The 22,511-nt window shown below is 63.9% G+C and carries 19 protein-coding genes; 7 read left to right on the top strand and 12 right to left on the bottom strand.

What is annotated here, in order from left to right:
* Window positions 1-24 precede the first annotated feature (24 nt).
* A complete protein-coding gene (locus AC07WT_RS28030) occupies window positions 25-1,974 on the bottom strand; it encodes an ATP-binding response regulator (RefSeq protein WP_494949439.1) in 1,950 nt (649 codons plus the stop codon).
* Between the two features lie 411 nt (window positions 1,975-2,385).
* Between AC07WT_RS28030 and AC07WT_RS28025 the strand changes: the two genes are divergently transcribed.
* On the top strand, window positions 2,386-3,177 hold the full coding sequence (locus tag AC07WT_RS28025; protein ID WP_494949438.1) for a hypothetical protein: 792 nt from the start codon (window positions 2,386-2,388) through the stop codon (window positions 3,175-3,177).
* Between the two features lie 258 nt (window positions 3,178-3,435).
* Entirely contained in the window at window positions 3,436-6,849 is a 3,414-nt protein-coding gene (locus AC07WT_RS28020; protein WP_494949437.1) for an alpha/beta fold hydrolase, read from the top strand.
* A 24-nt stretch (window positions 6,850-6,873) separates the two neighbouring features.
* Here the strand turns inward: AC07WT_RS28020 and AC07WT_RS28015 are convergent, their stop codons facing one another.
* Window positions 6,874-8,274 (bottom strand): FAD-binding oxidoreductase, encoded by a 1,401-nt coding sequence (locus tag AC07WT_RS28015; RefSeq protein ID WP_494949436.1) that lies wholly within the window; start codon window positions 8,272-8,274, stop codon window positions 6,874-6,876.
* On the bottom strand, window positions 8,271-9,248 hold the full coding sequence (locus tag AC07WT_RS28010) for an isopenicillin N synthase family dioxygenase (protein ID WP_494949435.1): 978 nt from the start codon (window positions 9,246-9,248) through the stop codon (window positions 8,271-8,273). The genes AC07WT_RS28015 and AC07WT_RS28010 overlap by 4 nt, the downstream gene beginning before the upstream one ends.
* 285 nt (window positions 9,249-9,533) lie before the next feature.
* Here AC07WT_RS28010 and AC07WT_RS28005 point away from each other — a divergent pair, with 285 nt between their 5' ends.
* The 5 genes from AC07WT_RS28005 (at window position 9,534) to hutC (AC07WT_RS27985) (ending at window position 13,533) form a co-directional block, all read left to right on the top strand.
* Window positions 9,534-10,361 (top strand): transporter substrate-binding domain-containing protein, encoded by an 828-nt coding sequence (locus AC07WT_RS28005; protein ID WP_494949434.1) that lies wholly within the window; start codon window positions 9,534-9,536, stop codon window positions 10,359-10,361.
* An 86-nt stretch (window positions 10,362-10,447) separates the two neighbouring features.
* On the top strand, window positions 10,448-11,098 hold the full coding sequence (locus AC07WT_RS28000; protein WP_492592347.1) for an amino acid ABC transporter permease: 651 nt from the start codon (window positions 10,448-10,450) through the stop codon (window positions 11,096-11,098).
* 23 nt (window positions 11,099-11,121) lie between these two features.
* The gene (locus AC07WT_RS27995) at window positions 11,122-11,784 is read left to right on the top strand and encodes an amino acid ABC transporter permease (protein ID WP_115107405.1); all 663 of its coding nucleotides are present in this window, start codon (window positions 11,122-11,124) and stop codon (window positions 11,782-11,784) included.
* A 19-nt stretch (window positions 11,785-11,803) separates the two neighbouring features.
* Window positions 11,804-12,673: an amino acid ABC transporter ATP-binding protein gene (locus AC07WT_RS27990; protein ID WP_492592349.1), complete on the top strand. Its 870-nt coding sequence runs from the start codon at window positions 11,804-11,806 to the stop codon at window positions 12,671-12,673.
* A gap of 56 nt (window positions 12,674-12,729) precedes the next feature.
* On the top strand, window positions 12,730-13,533 hold the full coding sequence (gene hutC, locus AC07WT_RS27985) for a histidine utilization transcriptional repressor HutC (RefSeq protein WP_492592350.1): 804 nt from the start codon (window positions 12,730-12,732) through the stop codon (window positions 13,531-13,533).
* Window positions 13,534-13,582: 49 nt separating this feature from the next.
* Here the strand turns inward: hutC (AC07WT_RS27985) and hutC (AC07WT_RS27980) are convergent, their stop codons facing one another.
* The 9 genes from hutC (AC07WT_RS27980) to AC07WT_RS27940 form a co-directional block, all read right to left on the bottom strand.
* The gene (gene hutC / locus AC07WT_RS27980) at window positions 13,583-14,266 is read right to left on the bottom strand and encodes a histidine utilization transcriptional repressor HutC (RefSeq protein WP_494951061.1); all 684 of its coding nucleotides are present in this window, start codon (window positions 14,264-14,266) and stop codon (window positions 13,583-13,585) included.
* Window positions 14,267-14,529: 263 nt separating this feature from the next.
* A complete protein-coding gene (locus AC07WT_RS27975) occupies window positions 14,530-16,167 on the bottom strand; it encodes an HAL/PAL/TAL family ammonia-lyase (RefSeq protein ID WP_494949433.1) in 1,638 nt (545 codons plus the stop codon).
* Between the two features lie 11 nt (window positions 16,168-16,178).
* Window positions 16,179-16,982: an ABC transporter ATP-binding protein gene (locus AC07WT_RS27970; protein WP_494949432.1), complete on the bottom strand. Its 804-nt coding sequence runs from the start codon at window positions 16,980-16,982 to the stop codon at window positions 16,179-16,181.
* A 35-nt stretch (window positions 16,983-17,017) separates the two neighbouring features.
* A complete protein-coding gene (locus AC07WT_RS27965; protein ID WP_494949431.1) occupies window positions 17,018-17,773 on the bottom strand; it encodes an ABC transporter permease in 756 nt (251 codons plus the stop codon).
* 15 nt (window positions 17,774-17,788) lie between these two features.
* Complete coding sequence (locus tag AC07WT_RS27960; RefSeq protein ID WP_494949430.1) at window positions 17,789-18,511, bottom strand: ABC transporter permease; 723 nt, start codon at window positions 18,509-18,511, stop codon at window positions 17,789-17,791.
* A 91-nt stretch (window positions 18,512-18,602) separates the two neighbouring features.
* Window positions 18,603-19,427, bottom strand: coding sequence for a transporter substrate-binding domain-containing protein (locus AC07WT_RS27955; protein ID WP_494951060.1), 825 nt, complete (start codon window positions 19,425-19,427; stop codon window positions 18,603-18,605).
* 326 nt (window positions 19,428-19,753) lie between these two features.
* The gene (locus AC07WT_RS27950; protein ID WP_494949429.1) at window positions 19,754-20,434 is read right to left on the bottom strand and encodes a methyltransferase family protein; all 681 of its coding nucleotides are present in this window, start codon (window positions 20,432-20,434) and stop codon (window positions 19,754-19,756) included.
* A gap of 4 nt (window positions 20,435-20,438) precedes the next feature.
* Complete coding sequence (locus AC07WT_RS27945; protein ID WP_494949428.1) at window positions 20,439-21,293, bottom strand: arylamine N-acetyltransferase family protein; 855 nt, start codon at window positions 21,291-21,293, stop codon at window positions 20,439-20,441.
* 215 nt (window positions 21,294-21,508) lie between these two features.
* Entirely contained in the window at window positions 21,509-22,195 is a 687-nt protein-coding gene (locus AC07WT_RS27940) for a hypothetical protein (RefSeq protein ID WP_494949427.1), read from the bottom strand.
* Window positions 22,196-22,511 lie beyond the last annotated feature (316 nt).

Below are 22,511 nucleotides of genomic sequence, written 5' to 3'. Positions count from 1 at the left end.
CAGGTGGCGCGCGCCGCCTACCGCCTACTGTTGCGACTCGCTTTGGGATTGGCTCTGTGTCTGGCTGCGTAGCGGGTTCCACGGTGGATTCTGCGGCGGGCTCTCCGGCTCGCTCCCCACTTCGTTCCCTTGGTTGCTTTCGTTCAGCTCGCTCTGCGCTCGCCGCGGTTCGCCCGCGCACCGCTCGACGGCGGCCGCCGCCCGCCCCTTGTCCAGCTCCGCCTGCCGCCACAGCATTTCCAGCGTGCACCGCAAACGCGCCGGCGTAACCGGCTTATGCAGCACCGGAATCCCCTGCAAAGCCAGCGCCGCCAGTTCCGCCGACGCCATATCGCCGGTGATCAGCAGCGTCACCACGCCTTCATGGCCGGCTTGCGCCAGGACATTGCGCACGGCCGTCAGCGCCTGCGCGCCGGTTCGATGGTTCGCCAACTGGTAGTCGCATAACACGGCATCCGGCACGAAGCCGTCGTCGAGCGCCTTGAGCGCGTGGATTTCGTCGTGTGCGCCGCGCACGCTGCAGCCCCAGCGCGCCAACAGGCTGGCGAGGCCTTCGAGAATCGACGGGTCGTCGTCGATGCACAGCACGCGCCGCCCTTGCGCCGACGGGCCGCCCGCCACCGCTTCGTTCAGACTCGCGACAATCCCGCCGGCGTCGCCCGCCTGCACCGGAAAGCGGAACACCGAGCCACGGCCCGGCGCCGAGCGCACCTGCAATTCGCCGCCGAGCAAACCGACCAGCCGCTTCACGGTCGGCAAGCCGAGGCCATGCCCCTGGCGCGCGTCGCGCTGCGGATTGGCGACCTGATAGAACTCCTCGAAAATGCGCTCATGCTCTTCGGCCGGGATGCCGATGCCCGAATCGCGCACTTCGATATAGCCTCCCGAACGCTGCCCCGCGCGGCGCAAGCCCATCCAGATCGCGCCTTCCTCGGTATAGCGCACCGCGTTCGAGAGCAGGTTGCTCAGCACCCGTTCGAGCAGCACCGGATCGTCGTGAACCACCATCGTGGTCGGCGCGATCCGCAGCGCCAGCCCCTTGGCCGCGGCCTGCGGCCGGTATTGGCTGCCGACCCGCTCGAATAGTTCGGAGAGCCGGAAATGCAGGCGGATCACCTGGGTCACGCCGCTTTCGAGCCGCGCCAGATCGAGCACCTGATTGAACAACTGGTTCAGCGCCTCGACGTTATAGACGATGTGCTCGGCGGTCTTCGCATGCTGTACGGGCGTCGCCGCCGCATCGTTGAGCGAGGCCGCCAGCAGGCCGATCGCATGCAGCGGCTGGCGCAGATCGTGGCTCGCGGCGGCAAAAAAGCGCGTTTTGGCAAGACTGGCTTCTTCGGCGACACGCTTTTGCGCGGCTAGCGACTCCGCCAGATATTGCTGATCCACCCGCGCCTGCACGACGCGCCGGAACAGCTTGCGGTAACTCAGCGCATAGACGTTGATCGCGCAGAAGAAAAACGCGAGGACAATCGCCAGAATCGTGCGGTCGAACGTATGCGAGCCGAAATGCAGCACGATCGACGGCAACAGCAGGAACGGAATCGAGGTCGAAAAATTCAGCAGATCGAAGCCGTTCGACATGAACACGCCCGCCGCCAGGGTGACCAGCATCACGGTATGCAGCAGCGGCAGATCGGTTTGCGGACTCTGGAACGCGAACCAGATCGCGACGCCCGGCGCGCTATACAACAGCACGCCGCGCAATGCGTGCAGGTAGATCCATGCGCGCGGCGTGACGAGGTTCGGGTAGCGGCGATTGCAGATCCACAGCCCGAGGCAGCCGCAATTGGCTGCGGCGTAGAACCCGAAGCACGCGATGAACAGCGGCGGCGACGGGATATTCGGCCAGTAGATCGCTACCAGTACGGCAATCGAAAACCAGTGCGAAAAGAATGCGATCGGGTCCTGGGCGTACAGCACGCGCACCAGGTCTTCGTCGATCGCACGCTGCATAGGGTCGGCCCGCATCCTGCGGTCTCCTTGTCGTGCACGGCAAATTCGATGGCGTAGCGCGGGGGGCGGCGAAGCAGAGGTCGCGGGCCGGGCGTGCTGCGCAAAAGGTGCTGCATTGTTCTGCTGCGCCGCCGCAGCATTCTGGTGCGGCGGCGGTTCTTTTTGACAGTGAAGCGGACGATGAAACGCGCGGCGAGCCGGCTGGCGCGTCAAATGGCGAACCGGACGGCGAACCGGATGGCGAGTCAGTCGGATGGTTTACCCGGCAGTTTACCCATCAGCTACCACTTAATCCATATAGGCGAAGCCGTCGCCGGAAACCATACTGCCTTCACATTCCAGCGCGGCTTCAAATCTTCGAACACCCTTCCCCGCCCGCAGTTCAGGCTCACCGCGCTCCTTGCCTTACCCCTTATGGAGGCTTTCATGGGCGCCGTTCCGAGCCACGAGTTCGTCCGCAATCTCGACGACGCGATCCTGCCCAACCTGTGGCGCCGGCGAACCCAGCTGTCCGCCGACGAAATGGTGTCGATGGTCGAGCTGGTCAGGCGGGCGCTGCAGACCTATCACCCGTCCGAATTGCAGGCGCTCGGCGAAGACAAGGAAGAACTGGTCGCGCAGTTCATCTACGCGAAGGTGCTGCGTCTCGCGCCCGGTCACACGGAAACCAACGCCTGCGCCGACAGCGCGCCGTCCAACGGCTACGCACTGTGCGCGTACTTTCGCCGCTATCTGATCGACTGCCTGCGCAGCGCCGGCCATCAGCGCAACGTGTCGATGGAAAACGAAGGCATGGCGCAGGAAATCGATCAGCACGCGCAAGCGCTGGAAGACCCGGTCGAAAGCGTGTTGTTGCAGTACGGCCTCGACGAACAGCGCGTGCGGCTCGCGGCGCGCGCATTTATCGAAAGCCTCGACGAACCGGAGCGCATCGTGCTGGCCGGCAGCCTCGGCTGGTGCTCGGAAGGCAAAGGCGGCCTGTCGGCAGTCGCAGCTCAGCATCGGGTGCCCTCCTATCACTATCGCGCCGTCAAGCTCGGCGTCACCATGAAAAAGACGGCCAACGCCGGCGATTTTTCCAACACCAAGATCGGCCGCTGGCTCACCGACGTGCTCGGCATCGAGATCGACCTCGACAATCGCGCGGCGATTCTGCTCGTCCTGAACCTGCTCGCCGCCGAATCGAGCGACAGCGAAATGAATGAAGTGGCCGCGTAATTGCGCCTGAACCACCGGATCGCCGGCCGCCGGCGGTCCTGAGCGAGCCACAAGCCGCGGAAGCAGCGCTATCGGCAGAAGCGACGCAAACGACGCAAACGAAACAAGCGCGGCGCATACGGCCCGCGCGCCACGTACGATGCGCCTTTTTTTGTCGTTGCGCACCGCCTACGATAAAAAACCGGCGGCCGCGCACCGTCTTTCTTCCGAACTCCGGGCTCCCCCACCCGGCATCCAACTCCTGACGAGGTGGTCGTGATGAACCGCTTATCGAGCGCCATGACGGCGCTGAAGTCGCATTACGAGGTCGTAGTCGTGGGTTCGGGTTACGGCGGCGCGATTGCCGCCAGCCGCATGGCGCGCGCCGGCCGCGAGGTGTGCGTGCTGGAACGCGGGCGGGAGTTCATGGCCGGCGAATTTCCGCGCACGCCGCTCGAAGGCGCCGCTCAGGTGCAATACAACACCAGCCTCGCGCAAATCGGCTCACCGCTCGCGCTGCTCGAAGTGCACGTGAATTCGGAGGTGAACGCGGTCGTCGGCTGCGGGCTGGGCGGCACCTCGCTGATCAACGCGAACGTCGCGCTCGAAGCCGATCCGCGGCTGTGGGACGATCCGCGCTGGCCAGCCGCGTTGCGTGCCGACAAGGCGGGCCGCGACACCGGCTACAAGCTTGCCCGCGCGATGCTGCAACCGTCGCCGGTGCCCGACGATTTTCCGCCGCTGCCGAAACTGCAGGCGCTCGAACAATCGGCGCAAGCGCTCGGTATGCAGGACCGCTTCTACCGCCCGCCGATCACCGTCACTTTCACGACCGGCAAGAACGCGGCGGGCGTCGACCAGAACCGCTGCGTCGGCTGCGGCGATTGCAATTCCGGCTGCAACTACGACGCGAAGAATTCGACCCACATGAACTATCTGCCGGATGCCGTCGCGCACGGCGCGCAGATTTTCACGGGCGCCGCGGTGCATTCGGTGGTGCGCGACGAGGACACGCAGAAATGGATCGTGCGCTACCAGCTGGTGAGCCTCGGCCGCGAGAGCTACGGCGCGCCCGATCTGTTCGTGAGCGCCGATATCGTGATCGCGGCGGCCGGCACGATCGGTTCCACCGCGCTCCTGTTGCGCTCGAACAAGGCCGGGTTGCCGGTGTCGAAACAACTCGGCGAACACTTCACCGGCAACGGCGACGTGCTCGCCTTCGCGTACAACACCGACGAGACGATCAACGGCGTCGGCTGGGGTGCGCACGAGCCGGGCGAGATTGCGCCGGTCGGGCCGACCATCACCGGCATCATCGACCACCGCAACACGGAACACGTGAAAGACGGCTTCGTGATCGAAGAAGGCTCGCTCGCCGGGCCGATCGGCGTGGCGATGATCGGCCTGCTCGGCGGCGCCGCGCCGCTCGAAGGCGTGGACATTCCCGAGCCGCGGCCGGCGGGCGAACCGCTCGGCGCGTCCGCGCGCGTGATCGAGAGTATCCTGCGCGGGCCTTATCATGGCGCGCTCAACCACACGCAGACCTACCTCGTGATGGCGCATGACGACGAAAGCGGCCAGATCCGCGTGGATGAAAAAGGCAGTCCGCGCATCCATTGGCCGAACGCCGGCAAGCAGCCGGTCTTCGAAACGGTCGAGCGGACCCTGATCGACGCGACAGCGCCGCTCGGCGGCGAATTCCTGCGCAATCCGATTTCCGCCGATATGATCGGCAACCGCGTCGTCACCGTGCATCCGCTCGGCGGCTGCGGAATGGGCGAAGACGCGGAGCACGGCGTGGTCGATCACGCGGGCCGTGTGTTCAGCGGCGACGCGGGCAAGGCGGTGCACGAAGGCCTGTATGTGATGGACGGCGCGGTGATGCCGATGTCGCTCGGCGTCAATCCGCTGCTGACGATCTCCGCGCTTGCGGAACGTAATTGCGCACTGCTCGCGGCGGCGCACGACTGGCACATCGACTACGAGTCCAGGGGCGATGCCGACACGCCGCCGCCCAGGAAAATCGGCTTGCGTTTCACCGAGACGATGGTCGGCACCTATACGCCGGCGCTCGCGGGCGGCGCAGTCGCGACGAGTCCGATCCAGTTCACGCTGACGGTCGAATCGGACGATCTGGCCGACATGCTGGACAATCCGCGACACGAGGCGCGCACGGCCGGCACGCTGACCTGCCCCGCGCTCTCCGCGCAACCGATGACGATCAGCGACGGCACCTTCAACCTTTTTGTCGTCGATCGAGCGGACGTGGATCAGCGTGACATGAACTATCGCATGACGCTCGATTCCACCGAAGGCAAGACGTACTACCTGAGCGGGCGAAAGATCATCACGCGCACGTCGCCAATCAATCTGTGGGAACAGACCAACACTCTATACGCCGAGCTTCGCGAGTCGTCGCAAGCCGACGCGCCGGTGCTCGGCAAAGCGACGCTGATCATCACGCCGGAAAATTTCCTCAAGCAGCAGCGCACGCTGGAAGTCACCAACGCGCCTGACCTGAAGACCCGCCTCGAATGGACCTTGAAGTTCGGCACGTTTTTTGCGGGCGTGCTGTTCGCCGAATATGGCGGCGTGGCCGCGCCTTTGCAGTTCTTTGACCCGAAGATGTCACCGCGCCTGAGACGGGCACTGCGTGCGCCGGCGCCGCAAGTCTTCTTTTTCGAAACGCCCGACAAGACGCAACTGAGGCTCACCCGCTACGTCGACAGCGCCAACAAAGCGGCGCGTCCGGTGCTGCTGATCCACGGCTCGGGGGTGTCGAGCCGAATCTATTCCACCGATCTGATCGCGACCAACCTGGTCGAATATCTCTGCGCGGCCGGCTACGACGTGTGGCTCGTCGATCTGCGCGTCAGCATCGAAATGCCGAGCGTGCTGGTGCCGACCAACGTGGACAAGGTCGCTCGCGAGGACATTCCGGCCGCGGTCGCGAAAGTGCGGGAGCTGACCGGCGCGCCAAAAATCCAGGCGCTCGGTCACTGCATGGGCGGGCTGGCATTGAGCATGTCGTTGCTGTACGGCCTCGAGGGCGTGCGCTCGGCGGTCATATCGCAAGTCTCGGCGCATCCGGTGCCGGGCATGCTGGAACGCATCAAGGCCGGCCTGCATATACCGGACATCATGGAGCATCTCGGCGTGCTCGACCTGAGCGCGTACACGCAGCACGAGAAGTGGCCCCACAACCTGCTCGATGAAGCGTTGCGGCTCTACCCGCTCAACCACAAACAGGGCTGCGGCAACCCCATCTGTCACCGCGCGACATTCCTCTACGGCTTGCTCTACGAACACGAACAATTGAACGAAAAGCTTCATTCGAATTTGCAGGAACTGCTCGGTGTGCATGACGTCGAGGTGTTCAAGCATCTGGCCACCATGGTGCGGGCGGGCAAGGTTGTCGATGCCGCCGGGAAAGACGTCTACCTGGGGGGGATGAACGGCATGAAGGGTCTCGAGGGCATGCGCCTGCCGATCGGTTTCATCCACGGCGATAAAAACGAAACCTATTTGCCGAAAAGCACCCAGCTCACCTACGACATGCTGGTCGAGCGTTTCCCCGAGCAGCCTTATGAACGGCACGTAATTCCCGGCTATGGACACATCGACTGCATCTTCGGCAAGAACGCGGCAGTGGATGTCTACCCGGTGATCGCGAGGTATCTCGATGCGCACTGACGGGTGAGCGTTGACCCCCGCTGCTCAGAACAGCTTGCCTGGGTTCAGGATGCCGTGCGGATCCAGCGCGTGTTTGATCGCGGCCATCGCGGCCAACTCGGCAGGCGAACGCGAGATCGGCAAGAACTCACGCTTGAGCAAACCGATCCCATGTTCCGCCGACACCGACCCGTTGAGCGGCCCGAGCATTTCGTAGACGAACGCGTACACCGCGTGATGATCGACGCCCGGTATCGAACGACCGTCGACGGTCAGGTGCAGATTCGAATCGCCAATATGGCCGAAGAAATATGACTCGTTACCCGGCCAGCGCTGATCGAGCGCCGCGCGGCAACGGTCGACGAATGCGCCGATCTCGCCGATCGGCAAGCTCACATCGAAGTTGACCGGATCGAGCCGCACCGGAAACTCCGCGGTGCACTCGCGAATCGCCCATAAGGCCCGCACGTCGGCGACCGATTGCGCGATCACCGCGTCGCGGATCGCCTGCGCGTCGAGCGCTTCGGTCAGCGCAGCGGAAAAGCGTTCGCCGTCGTCGTTGGCATCGAAGCTCGCGTGTTCGATCAGTGCGTAGAGCGGGTGTGCTTCCGCGAACGGCGAGCGCGCGCCGGTCAGCTTCACGCCGAAATCGTAGAAGTCCGGCCACATGATCTCGAACGCACCGATGTCGTTGCCAAAGCGTGTCGACAAGCGGCGCAGCAGGTTCACGGCGGCCTCGTAACCGTCGAGCGCGACCAGCGCCGTGTGGCGCGCCGCGCGTGGCGGCTGCAATCGCAACACCGCGCGCGTAATCACGCCGAGCGTGCCTTCCGAACCGATGAACCAGTGTTTGAGGTCGTAGCCGGTGTTGTTCTTGACCATCTTGCCGAGCGAGCTCAGCACGTCACCGTTCGCCAGCACGACTTCCAATCCAAGCACCTGATCGCGCGCGGTGCCCGACTGGATCACGCGATTGCCGCCCGCATTGGTGGCGAGATTGCCGCCGATCTGGCACGAGCCGCGCGCGCCGAGATCGAGCGCGAGTTCGAAGCCTGCCTCGGCGGCGGCTTCCTGCGCGGTTTGCAAGGTGGTGCCGGCGCGCACCGTCAATGTGGCCGAGGCAGCATCGATTTCTTCGATACCGCTCAGACGTTCGAGCGACAGCGCGATATCCGTGGCGCGCGCGATCGCGCCGCCGGCGAGCCCGGTCATGCCGCCCTGCGGCACCACGGGTTGATGCGCTGCGTGGCAGATGGCCAGCGCGCGCGAGACTTCTTCGGTGCTGCGCGGCAAGAGCAACGCGGCGGGGCGTGTCGGATCGTGGCGCGTCCAGTCGGTCATCGCGCGTTCGCCGATCTGTTCGCCGATGCGCACCGCGTCGTCACCCAGCGCGGCGCGCAGTGCATCGAGCGTCGCGGAAAGCGGCGCGGGGTGGTTATTCGTCATGCAGTGGTTCCTTGCGCCGCATTCTTCCGGTAGCCCATCGAATCGTTGATGCGCCCGAGGATGTAGTCGCCCGCGGCGACCGGCTGGTATTTGAGGTCGGTCTCGCTGGTACCGAGTTCACGCGGATCGACTGTCGCGCCGTAGGTCGGATCATAGAACGTCGCGATCGAATAGCGCTCGCGCCCCGACGCATTGATCACGCGATGCAGCGTCGAACGAAAGCGGTCGTTGGTCCAGCGCGCCAGCAGATCGCCGACGTTCACGACGAAGCTGCCTTCGATCGGCGGCGCATCGATCCACGTATCGTTGGCGATTTCGCGCACCTGCAAGCCACCCACCTGATCCTGCCACAACAACGTGATGCAGCCGTAGTCGGTATGCGGCGCGACGCCGAACTGATCCGCGTCCGACTGGGGCGGCTGCGGCGGATAGTAGACCATCTGCGTGCGCTGCATCCGCTTCGTATAGCGCGGCACAAAGAAGTGCTCGTCGACGCCGAGGCTCACCGCCACCGCCCGCAGCAGATCGGCGCCGCATGCCGCCACCGCTTCGTAATAGCCGTAGAGCGCGGGACGCAACCCGGGCATGAAGTCCGGCCAATTATTCGGCCCGCGCAGCGCCTGGCCGGCGAGCACGTCGGGATCGTCCTCCGGCAACTCCAGGCCGATGCTGAAGAACTCCTTGTAGTCGGGACGCTTCGCCTGATACATGGTCGCGTCGCCGAGCGCGTTGAAACCGCGATGCCGTTGATTCACCGCCGCGCGCCGTTTGGTCTCCACCGGAAACGCAAAGAACTTGCGCGCCGCCTGTTCGGCTGCATCGATCGAAGCTTGCGGCACGCCATGATTGACGATGTAGAAGAAGCCGATCGTCGTGCACGCTTCGCGGATTTCGCGGGCCACGCGCTGCAAAGCTTGCGGGTCGCCGGCACGCACGCCGGCGAGATCGATGAGCGGAATACGGGTCACGGGCATCGCTTGGTTCCCTGAAAGTCCCCGAAGGGCCGGACTGTTCAACTGACGAAAGAGGCCCGCCAATCACCTTCCAGCGCGGCATGGGCCTCATGCATCCCAGTTGTATATACCGCCAAAAGCACGCCCGCAAGTTACATGGCGACGCCTCACGTAAGGGCTTTTCTCTACTCGCGTGTTTATTTATTTCGCGGGAAAACTGCGGTATATACTGCCTCGCATGACTCGCGCCGAGCCCGTCTTACTAGCCGCTTTCGCGCAATACCGCTTTGCCAACCGGAGAATCCCATGAGCATCCTTGCAGGCTGGAAGTGTCGTTTGGTCATGCTGGCGTTGTGCGCGGCAAGCGTCAGCGCGCACGCGGAAGACCAGCTCGCCAAAGTGAAGAAAGCCGGTGAACTGGTGGTCGGCACCGAGATGCAGTTCGCGCCCTTCGACTTCCTCGAAAACGGCCAGCAAGCGGGCTTCAACAAGGATCTGTTCGCCGAGATCGGCAAGGAAATGGGCGTGAAGGTGCGCTTCATCGACCTGCCGTGGCCGAGCGTGCTGCCGGGTCTCGAAGCAGGCAAGTTCGACATGGTCGGCGGCCCGCTCACGGTGACCAGGGCGCGCATGGAACGCTACACGTACACGCTGCCGATCGCGGACGCCACCGACGCGCTGCTCAAGCGCGCCAACGATTCGTCGGTCAAGCAATCGTCGGACATCGCCGGCAAGACGGTGGGCGCGGGCAAAGGCTCGGCGCAACTCGACCAGTTGAAGAGCTACGTCGCCACCTTGCCCAAGCCGCCTGAAATCCGCGAATACGTCGACAACAATCAGGCCTATGCCGATCTCGCCGCCGGCCGCATCGCAGCCGTCGCGAACTCGATGACCAACATCGCGTATGTCGCCAAGCAGCGCCCGGAAACGTTCGCGGTCGTGCAGCCGCCGTTCGGCGCGAAGGTGTACTTTGCCTACTGCCTGCGTAAAGATGCGGACAGCAAGCCGCTCGCCGAAGCCTTCAACACCGCGCTCGTGAAAATGCACAACGACGGGCGCCTTGCGACCTTGCAGAAGAAATGGTTCGGCGTCGCGATGGATGCCCCGACCACGATGCCCACGCCGAATTACTGATGTCCTGAGGCACGCGATGTGATGGTCGCGATGCGGGCTCCGTCACGAGCCGCATCGCCCTTCCCGTTCTAGCGAGTGCGACGCTTATGTTCAGCACGACCGTCTTCGTCCAGGGCTTGCCGCTGCTCTTGCATGCGGCGCTCGCCACCATCGGCATTTCGTTGACCGGTCTCATGATCGGCTTCTTCGTCGCGATCGGCGTGTGTGCGGCGCGGCTCTCCGCGAACCGCGCGGCGCGCATGTTCGGCGGCGCCTATGTGTTCTTCTTTCGCGGCGTGCCGATGCTGGTGCAACTGCTGCTGGTGTATTACCTGCTGCCGTTCGCCGGGATTAACGTGTCGCCGGTGGTCGCGGCGATCAGCGCCGTGTCGCTATGTTCCGCGTCATATATCGCCGAGATTCTGCGCGGCGGTTTTCTGAGCATTCCGCCGGGTCATATCGAAGCCGCCCGCATGCTCGGGCTTTCGCCGTTCGATATGCTGCGGCGGATTCTGGTGCCGCAGGCGTTTCGCCTGACGCTGCCGTCGCTCGTCAACGAAATGGTGCTGCTGATCAAGGCTTCTTCGCTGATCTCGGTGGTGGGCGTGGCCGAGTTGACCCGCACCGCGCAAAATATCGCCGCCAGCACTTATCGGCCGCTCGAAGCGTACCTTGCCGCCGGGCTGATTTACTTCGTGATCTGCGGCGCACTGGCGCTGGTTGCGCATGCCGCCGAATATCGTTTGCAACACGCCTGACGGAACCGCAGTGCGATAAAACCATGCAAAAGCTCGACCCCGCCGTCATCACGCACAACCTTCAACCGATCGCCGCCGGCCTCGCGACGACGCTCGGCACGTGGGCCGCGGGCGTCGCGATCGGCATCCTGATCGGCTTTCTGATCGCCGTGCTGCAGCTCTTTTGCGGACGCTGGGTGCGCGGCCTGTTGCGCTTCTACATCGAGGTGTTTCGCGGCACGCCGTTTCTGGTGCAGCTGTTTCTGCTGTACTACGGCGGTCCTTCAATCGGTGTCACGCTCGAACCGATGACGGCCGGCGTGCTCGGTCTCGGCCTGTACGGCAGCGCCTATTTCGCCGAAGCATTCCGCTCGGGTTTTCAATCGGTGCCGCCGGGACATCTCGAAGCGGCGTCCTGTCTGGGACTCACGCGCTGGCAAGCCGTGCTGCGCATCCAGTTGCCGCAAATGCTGGTGCTGATCGTGCCCGCGCTGACCAATCTGATCATCGTGCTGAGCAAGGAAACCGCGGTGCTGTCGATCGTCACCGTGCCCGAACTCACGTTCGTGCTGACCGGCATCGGCTCGGCCACCTTCGCTTTCGTCGAAACACTGCTGGTGCTGTGCGTGTGCTATCTGGCGCTGGTCGAACTGACCTCGCGCGCCGGCATGTGGGCCGAAGCCCGCATCGCGCGCTTCATGGCATGAACGGAATCCGGACCACTCTATGAACGCCATCGCCGACATGCCCTCCTCCGCGTCCACCGCTGCCGTCGATACGCCGCCCGGCGCGCCGCTAATCGAAGTGCGCGACTTGCGCAAACGCTTCGGCGAAGTCGAAGTGCTGCGCGGCGTGGACCTCGAGATCGCCCGCTCCGAAGTGGTCTGCATCATCGGACCGTCGGGCTCGGGCAAGAGCACGCTGCTGCGCTGCCTCGCCGCGCTCGAAACCTACGATCAGGGCGACGTGCGCATCGAAGGCGAACTGCTCGGCTATAGCGAGCGCAACGGCAAGCGCGTGCGGGCTTCGCAGGGCGAAATCAATCGCGTGCGGCGCAACGTCGGCATGGTGTTTCAGCAGTTCAATCTGTGGCCGCATATGACGGCGCTCGGCAATGTGATGGAAGCGTTGCTGCGCGCGCGTCATCTATCGCGCGACGAAGCGCGGCGCCGCGCCAATACGATGCTGGAAACGGTCGGCCTCGCGCACAAGGGCGATGCATACCCTTCGAAGCTCTCGGGTGGCCAGCAGCAGCGCGTCGCGATTGCACGCGCGCTGGCCATGGAGCCGCACATCATGCTGTTCGACGAGCCGACCTCGGCGCTCGATCCCGAACTGGTCGGCGAAGTGCTGCAAGTGATGAAGCAACTCGCGCGCGACGGCATGACGATGGCGGTGGTCACGCACGAAATGGGTTTTGCCGCGCAAGTCGCCGACAAGGTCATGTTCATCGACCAGGGCCGCATCGCTGTACAGGGCAAACCGCGCGACGTCTTTCACGACGCCGGGCAGCCGCGCTTGCGGCAATTCCTGCAAAACTACTTCGACCGCAACGCCTTCTGGGCGCGCGGTCCCGACGACGCGGAGCCGGTATGAGCGCGTACCCGTCTGCCCCGGCCTCGCGGCACGGACCGTAAGCGCGAGGGCCGCCGATGTCCGCCACTGTTCGCAGCAAAGCTCACGACAAGCCGCTTCCCGCCGCGGCGATGAAAACCGCGCGCGTGGCATCCGACGCGCCGGCCGCGCGCTATGAACAGGTCAAAAGCCACATCCGCCAGATCATCGAATCGGGTGCGCGGCAAGCGGGCGACCGTCTGCCATCCGAACTGGACCTGGTGGCGACGCTGGGCGTATCGCGCATGACGGTCAATCGCGCGCTGCGCGAACTCGCCGACGAAGGTCTCGTCACGCGTGTGTCCGGCGTCGGCACATTCGTCGCGCAATCCAAGCCGCAATCGACGCTGCTGATGATCGCCCATATCGGCGACGAGATTCGCTCGCGCGGCCACGAATACAGCTATGACACCGTGCTGGCGCAACGCGAAACCGCGCCGGTGACGGTGTCGAACGCGTTAGGCCTCGCGCCCGGCGCTTCCGTATTTCATGTGATCTGCGTGCATCGCGAGAACGGCCTGCCGGTGCAGCTCGAAGACCGCTACGTCAATCCGGCGATCGCGCCGGCGTTTCTGCAGCAGGATTTCGCCGCGATTAGGCCGTCGGAGTATCTGTACGATATCGTGCCCGCGCATGACGTCGAGCATGTCGTCGACGCGGGTCTGCCGACGCGCGCCGAAGCCGAGTTGCTGGAAATCCGCGCCGAGGAGCCGTGCCTGACGCTGATGCGCCGGACCTGGACGAGCGGCGTCGCGGTGACGTTCGCGCGGTTCGTGCATCCGGGCTCGCGCTATCGGCTGGGTTGCCGCTTCTCGCCGGATATCTCGCAGCGGCAAGGCTAACGGCAGCGGCGCAAACGCCGCGAGCGTACGCGGCGTTGGCTAAAGTTGGCTAAACGTTCCCCGCCAGATGGAAACGCGACGCCGGATGCCACAACTGCACCGAAGTCGCGACCGCGTCGCCCACCCACGTGCGGCGCCATAGCTGCAGGCACGGCTCGCCGATCTCCATCATCAGATGCCGCCGCACATACGCGTCGGGCTTCTGCGCGTAGATGCGAAACTCCGCGCGCTGGATCGGCGCGAGCCGCACCATGTAGTGATTCGGCGTCTCGACGGTGAAGTCCTGTTGCAGGTACTCCGGAAACACCAGCGGATTCACATAGCGATCCTCGTACTGGATCGGCTCGCCCTCTTCGCTGTGCACGATGCACGAATGAAACGCCGGGCCGCCGGCGAGGCCAAGCGAGTCGAGCGCCTGGGGGTCGTCGCTGGTTTCGAGCGTCAGCACGCGCGCCGAATGACGATGCCCGCGTGCGGCGATTTCGTCGGCGATATTGCGGATTTCCAGCACCGTCGATTCGTAGCGTTGCGGCGCGACGAAGGTGCCGGAACCTTGCACGCGCGTCAGCACGCGTTCGCTGGTCAGCTCGCGCAGCGCGCGCGACACCGTCATGCGCGCGACGCCGAATTCCTTGACCAGTTCCGTTTCGGACGGAATCAGCCCGCCCGGCTTCCAATCCCCTTCGCTGATGCGCTTGAGCACATAGCGCTTGATCTGCTCATAGGCGGGCATCGCCTTGGCTGGCGTGTCCTGGCTGCGGTTAGGGCGGTCCTGCGTGTCTGCGGTTTGCGCGTTTGTGTTTGTAATAGTGTTCACGTCGACCTCGTGGGTGGTACGCGGGGGTACACGTCAGGCCGGTTCACCGGCGGATAAGCCTGCTCACCAGCGCTGTCTCCGTCATCTCAAGTCCAGCAACTCTGTCTCTTCAACCTGCTTATTCAAGCTGCTTATTCAAGCTGCTTATTCAACCTGCTTATTCAACCTGCCTGGTCAACTTATATGGCGGCCGCCAAACCATCGTTGGCCGCGCGGCCTGCGCCGGGGCTCTCCGCGGCGGCAAGGCTGGCCACACTCGCCAGATCGGCAACGCCCAGGCTGCGGGCAGCGGTCGTGAGCGCAGGCCGCATCTTACCCGGGTTCGGCAGCGGTGGCGGCGCGCCGTCGGCGATCATGCGAAACGCGATGCTCATGTCGTCGGCGAGCGGCCGGTCGTCGCGATAGGTCGGCACGACGCTGCGCACGCGTTGCCAGAGCGCGTCGGTGTACGGCGCGCGCGGAGCCTCGATGATCTGCAGGTCGTAGGCCTGCGCCGCGGCCAGCAATTCGATCGCGACGATGCGTCCGGCGTTGTCGACGATCTCCAGCGCTTTGAGCGCGGCGGGCGTGGCGTGGCACAGGTGGTCTTCCTGCAAGCCGGACGTGATGCCGCCGTCGAGGCTCGCGGGCATCGCCAGACGCCGGTTCTGCGCAACCAGCGAGGCCGCCGTGTACTGCGCGATCATGAAGCCCGAGCAGGTGCCGCCCGGCTCCGCGAGAAACGCCGGCAAGCCGCTCACCAGCGGATTGACGAGACGATCCAGACGCCGCTCGGCCATCGCGGCGACTTGTGCGATCGCGGTGGCGAGGCTGTCCATGGCCAGCGCGATCGACGCGCCCACCGCATGCGCCTGCGAATAGACGCGCGGCTCGTCCGGCGTGCCGGCGACGATCGGGTTGTCGGTAATCGACGCGAGTTCGCGGTTGACCACGCCGGCGGTCGCGGCCAGCACGTCGCGCGCGGCGCCGTGCACGTGCGGAATGGTCCGCATGCTCAACGGATCTTGCGTGCGATGGCCGACCACCGCGGCGAGAATGCCACTGTCGGCGAGCGCCGTGCGCATCCGTTCGCCGACCAGGTTCAGGCCGGGCGAGATGCGCAATGCCAGCGAATCGGCGTCGAACGCGGCGAGTTGGCCACGCAGATTCTCGAAGCTCATCGCGGCGACCATATCGGTCCAGTCGAGCAGGCGTTCGGCACGCGCCAGCGCCAACGCCGCGAGACCTGTCACGCACGGCGTACCGTTGATAAGGCTCAAGCCTTCCTTCGCTTCGAGCACCAGCGGTTCGAGGCCGAGCATCTGCAACGCGTCGCGCCCTTTGAGCCGTTCGCCGCGATAACGCACATAGCCTTCGCCGATGCAGACCAGTGCGATATGCGCCATATGGCTCAGATAACCGACCGAGCCGAACGCCGGCACTTCGGGCAGGCAATCGGCATTGAGCAACGCGACGAGCCGGTCCGCGACCTCGAGACGAATCCCCGAGTGTCCATGCGCAAAGTTGTTGACGGCCGCCGCCATGATCGCGCGCGTCCCGGCGACACCGAGCGGCGCGCCGACGCCCACGGCGTGGCTCATCAGAATGTTGCGCGACAGCGTGCGCTGCTCGGCCGGCGAGACGATCACGTCGCACAACGCGCCGACGCCGGTATTCACGCCATACGCGCGAATTCCGCGCTCGACGATCTGTTCGACAAGCACGTGCGCCGCCGCGATGCGCGCGCGGGCGTCGGCGGAAAGTTCGAGCGGCTCGCCGGCGGCAACGGCCGCGACCTGAGCCCAGTCGAGAGGACGATCGGAACGGATCACGGCCATGATATTGCCCGTCACGTGGTGAGTGAGTTAGTGGTGCGGTCGTGGTGGCTCGACACGAATTGCCTGAAGCGCTCGGATTTGCACTCGACGAACACTTCGTCAGGCGTGCCGTCTGCTTCCACCCGGCCTTGATGCAGGAACAACACGCGATTCGACACGTGGCGCGCGAAGCCCATTTCGTGCGTGACGACCAGCATCGTGCGGCCCTCTTCGGCGAGCGAGCGCATCACGCGCAGCACTTCGCCGACCAGTTCAGGATCGAGTGCCGATGTCGGCTCGTCGAACAGCATCACCTTCGGATGCATCGCGAGCGCACGCGCGATCGCCACACGCTGTTGCTGGCCGCCCGACAGATGCGCCGGATAGTGGCCGCGCTTTTCCGCGAGACCCACTTTCGCGAGCAGCGCTTCGGCTTCTTCAACCGCTTCGGCGCGGCTGCGCTTTTGCACGCGCATCGGCCCTTCGATCAGATTCTCCAGCACGGTCATATGCGACCACAGGTTGAAGTTCTGGAACACCATGCCGAGTTGCGAGCGCACCCGGTCCACCTGGCGGCGGTCGCTCGGCTGCAGCTTGCCGTCGCCGCGGCGCTTCATTTTCAGCTCTTCACCGGCCAGCGCCACCGAGCCGTCGTCGGGCGTTTCGAGCAGATTGAGGCAGCGCAGAAACGTGCTCTTGCCCGAGCCGCTCGCGCCGAGAATCGAGATCACGTCGCCTTGATGGGCGTCGAGCGAAATGCCTTTGAGCACGTGATGGTCGCCGAACGACTTATGAATGTTCTTGACCGACAATGCAACGGGTGCCGCAGCGTTCATGGGATTCTCCAGATTCATCCAGGATGGGCGGCCGTTCAGTGCGCGGCGCGGCGTGCTTCGGTAGTGGCGGAAACCGGGCGGCTCGGCGCGGCTTGCGTGGGCGCCGCGCGCAGATGGCGCGACAGACGCGTTTCGAGCATGCCGAGCAAACGCACGATGATGAAGTTCAGGAACAGATAGATCAGCGCGGCGCAGATGAACACTTCAGTCGTGCGATACGTTTGCTGAATGATCTGTTGCGCGACGCCGGTCACTTCCCACACGGTGACCAGACTCGCGAGCGCGGTCGATTTGACGAGCAGCACCGCTTCTGTCGAATAGGCGGGCAGACATTGGCGCAGTGCAATTGGGCCGATCACGCGGCGCAGCAGCGCGAAACTCGACAGGCCGATCGAATAACCCGCTTCGATCTGGCCGACCGGCACGGCCATTAAGCCGCCGCGGATGATTTCAGCGGTATATCCGGCCGTGCACAGCGCCAGCGATAAAACCGCGCACAGGTACGGCTCGCGCAGCACCGGCCACAGGAAGCTCTCGCGAATCACGCCGAACTGGCCCATCCCGTAGTACACGAGGAACATCTGGATCAGAAGCGGCGAGCCGCGGAAAACGAGAATGTAGGCGCGCGCAAAACGGTTCGGCAGCCAGTGCGGCGACACGCGCATCGTGACGATCACGAGCGAGAGCAAGCCGCCGAGAATCAACGAACAGAAGAACAGCCCGAGCGTGGTCGGCACGGCCGCAAGCAGTTGCCGCAGCGTGTCGAGCAGGAAATCGAAGTCGAAATTCATGATGTCCGTGGTTCGTCAGTTGCGCGCGAAGTTGCGCTTGAAGGACCGGCCCACGCGTGCTTCAGCGCGGTTGAAGACCCGGTTCGAGATGCTGGTCATCAGCAGATACAGCGCGCCGCCCACCACGAAGAACGTGAAGTACTGGTGCGTCGAACCCGCCGCAACCTGGCTCGCACGCAGCAATTCGGCCAGACCGGTGACGGAGATCAGCGCCGAGTCTTTCAGGCTCAGTTGCCACACGTTGCCGATGCCGGGCAGCGCGAAGCGCAGCACTTGCGGAATCAGGATGCGGCGCGCCATCGTCAGCGTCGGCATGCCGATCGAGCGCGCCGCTTCGAGTTCGCCGCGCGACACCGCCAGCACCGCCGAGCGGTACACCTCGGCCTGATACGCGCCGGAAATCATGCCGACCGCGAGCGCGCCGATCACGAACGGCGGCACGCCGACAAAACCCTCGGCGCCGAACCATTGGCCGACGGCCGTCACGAGCGTCGAGCCGCCGAAGTAGAACAGATAGATGACGAGCAGTTCAGGCACGCCGCGAAACACGGTGGTGTACAGATCGCCGACGACGCGCAGCGTGCGAAAGCGCGACAGCTTGGCCGCCGCGACGAGCGCGCCGAATACGGCGCCCACCGCGAGCGCCGCCAGCGTCAGCGCGACCGTCATCAACGCTGCCAGCACCAGCACGCCGCCCCAGCCTTGCGGCCCGAAGCCGAGCATCTCTATCAGAGCCATTCCCTACCCCTCATCCATTACGACGGATCGAACCGGCAGGCAGGCGCGGCGTGACAGCGCGCCTGCCGTTACCTCTATGCGCGACGGCGAATCAAGGCGTGACGTCGGTCTTGAACCACTTGCCGGAGAGTTTCTTGACCGTGCCGTCGGCGAGCGCGGCGCTGATCGCCGTGTCGAACTTCGCTTTCAGATCGGCGTCCTGCTTGCGGAACGCAAGGCCTTCGCCCGGGCCCCAGATCGGGCCGCCGATCTTCGGACCGGCCATCACGATCGACGCGGTTTCTTTCTTGTCGATGCTGGCGGCGTAGTAGGTCACGTCGTCGAACGAGGCGTCGATGCGGCCGTTCGCCAGGTCCAGATCGCGCTCAGGCGAAGTCTTGTAGACGCGGATCGTGGCAACGTCCTTGAAGCCGTCGTTGATGAACTTCGTGTAGACCGTGCCCGACTGGATGCCGATGGTCTTGCCCTTCAGCTGCTTGCGCAAAGCGTCGACGGTGGGCTGATCGGTTTTCGGATCGCCCGTCAGCTTGACGACGCCGGCGGTAGGCGCCGCCTTCGGCAGCACTTTCGCGTCAGTCACGGCGAAGGTCGCGGGCGTGGCCGCATACGGCTTCGAGAACGCGATGATCTTTTCGCGCTCGGGCGTGATCGAGATCGCGTCCATCAGGACGTCGAACTTGCCGGCTTGCAGACCGGGGATCATGCCGTCCCAGTCTTGCGCAACGAGGTTGCACTTCAACTTGATGCGCTCACACAGATTGGCGACCAGATCGGGCTCGAAGCCGCCCAGCTTGCCGCCCGGCAAGGTCAGGTTCCACGGCGCGTAGCCGCCTTCCAGTGCAATCGTCACCGTCTTCCAGTCTTTCGCCTGCACCGGTGCCGCGAAAATGGCCGCGGCGCCGAGGACGGCGCCCATCAATGCTTTTGCTAACGTCGTGTGCTTGAACTTCACGTCGAAACTCCTTTGATTGAGGAAACCGTCGAGACGGATTTTTTAACTGCCGCTTAATTTGTATAGACAAGTCTGCATGAGTCAAAAAATCGTCGCAAGTGGATTGTCGGAAAATCACTCGAATCATCGGGTAAGCCCCTAGTCATCCCCACAGGATGGGGCTTTTCGGGAGTTTTGAAAGGATGGAGGCCATGCACCGCTCGCAGCTTCGTGCATCAGCGTAGTGCATTTTGTCTAGACAGGTTGGTGCAAACAGGCCAGATGCGTGTCGCGATAACGCATCCGCGCGCCTACCAGACGAACGGTATGAAGCGGTAGCGCACGCGGGTGATGTAGTCGGCGTAGCCATCGAGTTGCGCGGCCAGCAGGCGCTCTTCGCGCACCGCGCGCCAGCCCAGCGCGATCACCATGACCGGCACGCAAGTGAAACCCCACCACGAACCAAGCAACAAAGGCGTGCCGACGAAGAACAGCAGCGCGGCGGCATACATCGGGTGACGGACATACGCGTAAGGGCCAGTGTCGGCGACTTTGTGACCACGGCTTGCCTGAATTTTCACGACTGGCGCGGCATAGCTGTTCGCCTGGAACACGAAGCGGCACATGAAGATGCAGAGGAACACGCAAAGCGAACCGAAGCTCGCCAACGGCACCGGCAGCGGCGCCGACCAGTGGAAGCGCATGGCGTCGAGCCCCATCAGGATCAGCCAGCCGCACCACACAAGCATGACGCCGATCAGGAAGAAGCGGTCCCAGCGGCTTTGTTGCTTCTGCACGAGCGGCGCCAGACGCTCGGCGAGCAAGCCGGGATCGTGGCGCGCGAGCCAGAATCCGACCCACAAACTCAGTACGCCGATCTCGATCAGATACCACCAGGCGGCCGGCCACGCGAACGTGCCCGCCGCGCCAAACAACAACACGCCCATGCCGGCCAGCGAGATCAACGTTTGGAGGACGAGGCGCTTGATCATCGTGTCAGGCGACCGCCGCCGAGGGCTTGCGCACCCGGGCGAATATGTCGGCGATGTCGATGTCGCCGGTGTTCAGGCGGAACTGATCGCGCAGACAGGCGGCCAGTTCGGCCGCGCTTTTGAGTTGCCGCTCGCTGATGATCTGGCCGTCCGCGGCGCGTTCGTTCAATTGATCGTTGAGCAGCGTCAGTCGCGATTCCGCCAATACGCGGCAAACAATCAGGTTGCTGGCGAAGATCGAATCCGGCGAGGTCGAGGTGTACCAGTTCGAGGTTTCATAGTCGATCCACTCCACTGGATGCAGATCGAAGCGGTAGACGCGTGACCAGGTTTCGTCTCCTGCTTGCACTTCGAGGTAGAGCGCGTCGTGCGACGCGTCGGCCAGGCGAAAGGTGCCTAGCTGAGTCTGCTGCACGATGCCTGGGGTCAGGCGCAAGGGCGCTGTCAGAGTGACGCTGCCGAAACCTACGTCGGCGATCCACGGTTCGTTGCTGTTTTTGTCCTTGTCGATCTCGATGCGTAGGACCATGTGCGTGCGAGGCGGTATTGCGTCAGGTTCGCGGCCCCATAGCACTCGGCCTAGCAGTGGCGTGACTTTGAAGCCTAACTGCTTGAGCACGTTCGCGAAAAGTGCGTTTTGTTCGAAGCAGTAGCCGCCGCGGTTTTGCGTGATCAGCTTTTGTTCTATTGAAGCGAGGTCCAGGTTGACCGGTCTGCGCGTCAAGGGATTCAGGTTTTCGAAGGGAATCGATTGAGGATGGAGCTTGTGAAGCTCTCGCAGCACTTCGAGCGTCGGCGCCCGCGGGCCTGTGTAGCCTATGCGGGTGAAGTAGGTGTCCAGATTTACTGTGTCTGACATTGGTATCGTCCTTTTTGTCGCTGGGCGCTTGGGGGCTCTGCCTCTGCGGTGCGGCTCAGGGGGATGATCATATGCTTTTTTGTTGTCTGCCTGCGGCGTTCACCTGTCCTTGTTTTCGTAGCGGTTTATTGGTGTTGCCCCTGTGCGGAGCGGCCCTTCCCCATACCTTTCGCCGGGCTCCGCCCTGTCGGGCGAACCCCGCCGATTGATCTGCGTTACTGCCCACCCCCTAACGCCGCCGTCGCTATCGACGGCACACTGATACCGTGGCTCGATGCAAACTGGACGGCGGAACTCAAGGTCGATATCAGCGATTGCAACTGCCCCGGCGCGGACTGCGCGATATACGACGCGGCCTGCGCTGTCTGCGGATTCATCCCCGCCTGCAATAGCGACGATGGGTTCATCTGCCCAATCCCGCCCAGCCCCGACTGCAAGTTCGAATACTGACTCACACCCTTGCCCAGCGACGCCAAACCATCCGTGAACGCCTGCTTGTTCACCGGCGTCGCCGGGGCCGCCCCGCTCGCGCGGTTCACGAATGCCTGGGTCAGCGTCTGCGATAGCGACTGCTGCGTGCTGCCCGCCTGCGTCAGTTGACTCACCGACGGCGTGCCGCCGCTCAGCAACCCCGCCGCCTGTTGCGCCTGACCCGCCGCGCTGCTCAATCCCATCGCCGAGGCCAGACCCGATTGGCCACTCAACACCTGCTGGTTCGCGCCGACATACGTCTGCAGCAACTGCGACATACCACCCGATGACGCCGTGGCGCCAGCATCCGCCGAACTGTTGTTGCCGCCGCCTATGCCGAACTGCTTCAGATTCAGCTGCGCGTTCGATACGCCACTCGCCAGCAATCCACCGCTAGCCAGCAACGAAAGCAAAAGGATGCGTTTGTTCATATCTATCTCCTGACATTGGCCTTCCGAGGTACTCGTGCGCTTCGACACCCCTCTGCACCAGGCGTTCGATATGACCAAAACCATACTATTGCATTACGTATTTATTCGATTGCAATTACGTTCAAATGACTTTTAGCAGCAGTCTGTAAATATCGGAATTACATCTCAGTAATATTGATGCGAATCGTTCTCATTTGTATTGACGCACCCATTCCGCATGCGTACGATCTCGCCATCTGCTGCATCCGGCGTCGCGAACCGATGCGGCAAATCGCAGGCACGTTCATCTAACGCCGCGATGATCAGATTCGATACA

It is taken from the genome of Paraburkholderia sp. GW821-FHT02A12, assembly GCF_059422005.1.
Note: the sequence above shows the minus strand (reverse complement) of the source record. Positions and strands in the feature narration are given on the sequence as shown.

Coding starts and splice junctions, on each gene's coding strand:
- hutC (WP_494951061.1), bottom strand. CDS start 14,266: ATGCCCGCCTATGAGCAGATCAAGCGCTATGTGCTCAAGCGCATCAGC.
- AC07WT_RS27965 (WP_494949431.1), bottom strand. CDS start 17,773: ATGAATTTCGACTTCGATTTCCTGCTCGACACGCTGCGGCAACTGCTT.
- AC07WT_RS27940 (WP_494949427.1), bottom strand. CDS start 22,195: ATGAACAAACGCATCCTTTTGCTTTCGTTGCTGGCTAGCGGTGGATTG.
- AC07WT_RS27995 (WP_115107405.1), top strand. CDS start 11,122: ATGCAAAAGCTCGACCCCGCCGTCATCACGCACAACCTTCAACCGATC.
- AC07WT_RS28030 (WP_494949439.1), bottom strand. CDS start 1,974: ATGCGGGCCGACCCTATGCAGCGTGCGATCGACGAAGACCTGGTGCGC.
- AC07WT_RS28000 (WP_492592347.1), top strand. CDS start 10,448: ATGTTCAGCACGACCGTCTTCGTCCAGGGCTTGCCGCTGCTCTTGCAT.
- AC07WT_RS27945 (WP_494949428.1), bottom strand. CDS start 21,293: ATGTCAGACACAGTAAATCTGGACACCTACTTCACCCGCATAGGCTAC.
- AC07WT_RS27955 (WP_494951060.1), bottom strand. CDS start 19,427: ATGGGCGCCGTCCTCGGCGCCGCGGCCATTTTCGCGGCACCGGTGCAG.
- AC07WT_RS27975 (WP_494949433.1), bottom strand. CDS start 16,167: ATGGCCGTGATCCGTTCCGATCGTCCTCTCGACTGGGCTCAGGTCGCG.
- AC07WT_RS28005 (WP_494949434.1), top strand. CDS start 9,534: ATGAGCATCCTTGCAGGCTGGAAGTGTCGTTTGGTCATGCTGGCGTTG.
- hutC (WP_492592350.1), top strand. CDS start 12,730: ATGTCCGCCACTGTTCGCAGCAAAGCTCACGACAAGCCGCTTCCCGCC.
- AC07WT_RS27950 (WP_494949429.1), bottom strand. CDS start 20,434: ATGATCAAGCGCCTCGTCCTCCAAACGTTGATCTCGCTGGCCGGCATG.
- AC07WT_RS28010 (WP_494949435.1), bottom strand. CDS start 9,248: ATGCCCGTGACCCGTATTCCGCTCATCGATCTCGCCGGCGTGCGTGCC.
- AC07WT_RS28020 (WP_494949437.1), top strand. CDS start 3,436: ATGAACCGCTTATCGAGCGCCATGACGGCGCTGAAGTCGCATTACGAG.
- AC07WT_RS28025 (WP_494949438.1), top strand. CDS start 2,386: ATGGGCGCCGTTCCGAGCCACGAGTTCGTCCGCAATCTCGACGACGCG.
- AC07WT_RS28015 (WP_494949436.1), bottom strand. CDS start 8,274: ATGACGAATAACCACCCCGCGCCGCTTTCCGCGACGCTCGATGCACTG.
- AC07WT_RS27970 (WP_494949432.1), bottom strand. CDS start 16,982: ATGAACGCTGCGGCACCCGTTGCATTGTCGGTCAAGAACATTCATAAG.
- AC07WT_RS27960 (WP_494949430.1), bottom strand. CDS start 18,511: ATGGCTCTGATAGAGATGCTCGGCTTCGGGCCGCAAGGCTGGGGCGGC.
- AC07WT_RS27990 (WP_492592349.1), top strand. CDS start 11,804: ATGAACGCCATCGCCGACATGCCCTCCTCCGCGTCCACCGCTGCCGTC.